General features: G+C 37.6%; 5 protein-coding genes and 1 pseudogene. 5 read left to right on the top strand and 1 reads right to left on the bottom strand.

The window, feature by feature from the left end; genetic code table 11:
• Positions 1 to 439, top strand: a pseudogene (locus HP552_RS01035) (hypothetical protein); the annotation flags it as partial.
• Positions 440 to 685: 246 nt separating this feature from the next.
• The gene (locus tag HP552_RS01030; RefSeq protein WP_175393896.1) at positions 686 to 949 is read left to right on the top strand and encodes a hypothetical protein; all 264 of its coding nucleotides are present in this window, start codon (positions 686 to 688) and stop codon (positions 947 to 949) included.
• Between the two features lie 163 nt (positions 950 to 1112).
• Here HP552_RS01030 and HP552_RS35720 read toward each other — a convergent pair whose 3' ends face one another.
• On the bottom strand, positions 1113 to 1637 hold the full coding sequence (locus HP552_RS35720; RefSeq protein WP_175393895.1) for a zinc-ribbon domain-containing protein: 525 nt from the start codon (positions 1635 to 1637) through the stop codon (positions 1113 to 1115).
• A 250-nt stretch (positions 1638 to 1887) separates the two neighbouring features.
• On the opposite strand from HP552_RS35720, the gene HP552_RS01020 reads away from it, so the two are divergent.
• The 3 genes from HP552_RS01020 to HP552_RS01015 all read left to right on the top strand — a co-directional run.
• Positions 1888 to 2739: a DUF6710 family protein gene (locus HP552_RS01020; protein WP_175393894.1), complete on the top strand. Its 852-nt coding sequence runs from the start codon at positions 1888 to 1890 to the stop codon at positions 2737 to 2739.
• 105 nt (positions 2740 to 2844) lie between these two features.
• A complete protein-coding gene (locus HP552_RS35900; protein ID WP_435874268.1) occupies positions 2845 to 3057 on the top strand; it encodes a transposase-like zinc-binding domain-containing protein in 213 nt (70 codons plus the stop codon).
• 365 nt (positions 3058 to 3422) lie between these two features.
• Positions 3423 to 4697 (top strand): C1 family peptidase (locus HP552_RS01015; RefSeq protein ID WP_175393893.1); only part of this gene is annotated, 1275 nt, incomplete at its 3' end.

The raw sequence follows: 4697 nt of genomic DNA, 5'->3' as shown, positions 1-4697 counted from the left end.
TGATTTTGAAACAGGGAAGTTAGTGGGTAACACCTGGACTATGCCAGAGAATATCGCTGCAGAAAATGAAAAGTTACTGCAGATCTCTCTGTTAGAAGAGGCGAAGAATGAACTGGAAAGTCAGGATTGGACGGTACTTGAGTCTAATGAAATGAAATCCTTGACTTCTTCAGACAAAAACGAGCAACAGGCTCTTGCTGAAGATGATCTCCATAAAGAGATAGTAACCATTGATTTGGATACCGGCTTACCTACTAAACGTGAGATTTTCACGAAAGATAAAGAAGGTAACATTATCGGAAGTTCAACTAAAACGGAGGAGTATAAATATCTGGACTCCATGCCAATGAAGATTCAAAGCTTTGGACCCGAAGAATCGATTGAGATTACAGAAATTCCTGCACCTGTTATAGAGGATAAGGTTCTCGAAGGTTCTTAGGACAATACGATCGGCTCTGGCAGCTCCTTGAACACACGAATTAAACAAGAAGGACCACTTCGAAATTGAAGTGGTCCTTCTTGTTTGCACTTATAAAGCAGCTGACTTAAATAGTAATCATATATGTAAATCAAAAAAAACAAAGTTGTATAATTTGATTTACATTCTAACTTTATAATGATATATTTCAACTAAATCGAATTAAAGTTATTTTAAGACAGGTGAACAAAGGAGATACGCGAATTAATGAATCAAATTAATAACCCAAACGTATTCCCTATTGGAGACAAGGTTATTGAACTAATGGTTGCAAAAGGTATGGATCTGGATGATCTCTCAAAGAAAACAGGATTAGCAAATGAAAGTCTGGCGTCTTTTTTCATGAGTAAAGAACCAGTAACCCAATTTTTTGCTGATGAGTTAGCAAAAGTCTTTAGCCCACCGGCTGATTATTGGATTAACCTTGATAGGGCATATCGAAATAAACACAAAAGAGTAAACTTGGTGTGATTGTTGGATGGAGTTAACGGAGTGGGAGATAGCATTATCAGTAGAGAGTAATTAAGCAAAAAGAGAATTATCAAGGCGAGCTAACACAATCATGTGTAGCTCGCTTTTGTATTAGATGAAGTAAAAGGGAGTTAGAGTCCACGATAGGCACAATTTAATTGGGTCAACAGCAGAATTTTGATTTCAAAATGGTATATAACTTGATCTGGGATCGTTCTCCTAAGTTCCTAATAGAGTCCAGTTTATTGTAGGTAAGTTGCAGGATTTGATCAACAGTATCTAAACCATACCGCTTTAGAGAAAGATAAATCCTCCTATCAAATTCATCATCCCCTTCATAGAGTGACTCAATGCTTATGTTAGCAGTAAAGTCCTGTGGCAGCCCTAGTACCTCAATGAGCTTCATATTAGGGTTATGTATCAGGTCAGTAAAGGTGCCCGTTAATGGGTTTTTATCTAGTTCCTTATTAGCTTCTAGTATTCTCTTAGCTTCTCGCTTACATTGAATACAACCGTTATTTCGAACACGAATCCTGATGGGATTAAATTCCTCATGCCCAGAAGTACATTTCCACCAAACTCTTCGGTGGGAATCAGCTGTGACTTCTTCCGGAAGAAATTGATCAGTTTTAGATAAGTTCCATTCTTTAACTAAATGGATATGTGTATTCTGAAGGGAGTTAATCAATTTGTCGTTAAAAATAATAAATCACCTCACCCCATCTATAAGAGCCTTCAACCATTATAACCTTCAGCCCAATTGATTGGGAATTGGGGGGCTTATATTAATCAGCAGTTTACTACGGAATCGTGTAGAATTAGAGCTTTTAAAGGAAGATATATGAGGTGCTTGTGGAGTAGTTTATACTAACTGCATTTACTATAATTAAATGTGTGTCATAAGAAGGGTACTATTGATAAATGAAGGAAGGGATAATATGTTTAAACGAAAAAGAGAAGAAGCAAGGAAATTAAAGCAAGAAAATAAGCAAAGAGAGGAGTTTGAAAATATATTATCCCTGGCTAGAGAAATACTAAACACACCTACTGATTACAAATATGGAGATACTCATCCAATCTATTTATTAATAAAAAGTTTAGTAAATCAAGAGTTTTATAAAAATGTTTATCGCTCGGTCTCTACTCATGATGATGCTAAGGTATTTACGGTTGGTATTAACAAAATTCTTCCCAATCCTGGATCGAGAAGTAAACGAACGCACTATATTTCAGTTGATGAGGGAGAGAAGTACTTGTACAAGACATCACTTTCTCATTCTGTCAGTTTTCTTACAATGCTTGAGAGGTCTCGAGTCTCTGGACAACGCATTTCTGAAATTATTCAAACCTCTGGAAAAGAAGTTCTTATTAATTTAGGAGAGGACCCAGTCTTAACTCGTCCGTGGCATATAGACAGGCTGTTGAGAGCATTTCTCTGTATTGGCGAAAACAAAGAGTATGGTGATTGGACACAGGACGATAATCATCGATTAGAGCTTTGGTTACCATTTGGAGTAACATTCGTGAATCGTGGAAACCATTCTATCACTACTGGTATTTTGAATAATGAAGGCCAAATAAAGTTAGATTTAGATGAAATATATACAATGGAAAATGAAGTGTTTCACAATATCAGTTGTGATGGCGTAAATTATACTAGAGTAGCAGATAACAGTCATCTTGCGCCTGTAACCAATCTAGCTTTAGCTGCTGTATTTGAGATTGGTAAGTTAATCAACAAAAATGAATATCAGAGAAAGATCAGATTTAAAGGGATAGATGTAAATTAAATTATAGATAAATCTTAGGATGGTCATTTACCTGGAGAGATGCAGGAAGGTAACACAACCGAAGACGAATGACTAGAACTTTACGAACGGAGGTAAGAATTTGAAATGGGATGGACTGAGTACATAAGGGTTTCGAGGTGCCCACACTGTGGATCTACGCACACCAATAAATACGGAGTAAATTCTGTATCTGGGACGCCAAGGTTCAGATGTATAGGATGCGGTAAAACGTTTAGCTCTCGTACTGCACAATTGTTGCTTAATAAGAGGTTGAAAGAAAAATCAGCTGAGAGGAAACGTAGACCCGGAGAAAGTTAATTAGTCTGGATAAATATATAGAAACATTTATCAATCAGAATCTTGCTCCGTTAGTACTAAGTAATCCTTAGTTGTAATGATCAAGCTAGATTGGACCTGAACTCTTTAATGAGAATGGTTGGGTTATGACAACACATAATGAACAAAAAATAGAGAACCCTACATTCTTCTGGGATTCTCTATTTTTTGTTCAACTTGTTGGGTCTGCTCTTTAAACGAGTGCATCGTAACTTAACAGGCTTTCAGCACTGCACTAAAGACGATCAAAGGGTAGTGCAGGATAACCCCGGCTAAATGCTGATGAATAAATTTTATTCAAGAAACAGAAGCTTAAGCTTAGAAATTAAGCCTTTAGGAGGTCTGAAATGTCATTAGATGAATTTGGGTTTGGGGCTGTACCGTCTCCGCCTGATGAAAGAGACATTTTATTTTCTGCTATTATTCGGGAATTCCCTACCGAGTTAAATTTAGCTACTATTCCTGAAAAATATGAGTCACCTCATGTTACTCCGGTTAAAAATCAGGGACGAGAAGGAACTTGTGTTGGATTCGCCTGTGCTGTTGGCATGAAAGAGGCTCAAGAATCGAAAGAAGAAAATAAATACGTCGAATTATCACCACGATATCTATATCAAAAATGCAAAGAAATCGATAACTATCCAGGAGAAGGGACTTATATTAAGACTGCGATGCAAGTTCTTCAAGAGACTGGCGTATGCGAATGGCAATACTGGCCGTATGTCGCTAATTCAATAAATACTCCACTACCTAATGCTGATTCTAATGCAGCAGATAACAAAATTTCATCGTATGCAAGGCTTGATTCACTAGATGCAATGAAAAACAGCTTATTTAACAACGGACCATTTGTTATGGGTGTTCCAGTGTATGATAATTGGTCAGAAGCTAATACAAATGGGATTATTCCTCTTCCGGGTAATTCGAAAAAGGGCGACTATCATGCAATTTGTATCGTTGGCTATGATGATAGCAACCAAAAGATGAAATTCAAAAATTCCTGGATTTTAAAATCTGGGGAATTGTGGGGAGACAAAGGTTTCGGTTACCTGAGTTACGAGTACATTAATCGTAACCTAAAACCAGAGATTGAAGCTTGGTGTGCGTTAGACTATGTTATTCGATTAATTTTCAAGCATGATTCCGAGGTTTCTGGTTGGATTGGTAAATTTAGTGGCACCGAAGACCAGTTGTTATTTTTTGATTCAAATAATGACTGGTGGCTTTGTTCAAAAACAGGAGACGGGAATGCAAAATGTAATCCTATTAGAAATACAAATGGATTTGGTGGAGCACCACGAGGTTGTCCAACCTGGATAGGAAAATTTTCTAACAATGATAGCGATGAGATCCTATTTTACTTTCCAGGTGATAATAACTGGTGGCTCGGCTCTTACAATGGAACAGAATTAAAGTGGAATCTTGCCGGTAACACTGTTGGTTTTGGACATGGGATCAACGATGGGCGGCCGTTCTGGGTGGGGGATTTCAATGGTGACGGAAGAGAAGATATTCTGTTTTATTTCCCAGGTGACGATAATTGGTGGCTTGGGGCATTTGAAGGTACGGAGCTAAAATGGCATTTCGTCGGTAACACCGCTGGTTTTGGACATGGGATCAAT

Source organism: Paenibacillus xylanilyticus, assembly GCF_013359935.1.
Taxonomy (GTDB): domain Bacteria; phylum Bacillota; class Bacilli; order Paenibacillales; family Paenibacillaceae; genus Paenibacillus; species Paenibacillus xylanilyticus.
The sequence above is the reverse complement of the archived record's forward strand: the minus strand, read 5'-3'. Positions and strand labels throughout refer to the sequence as shown.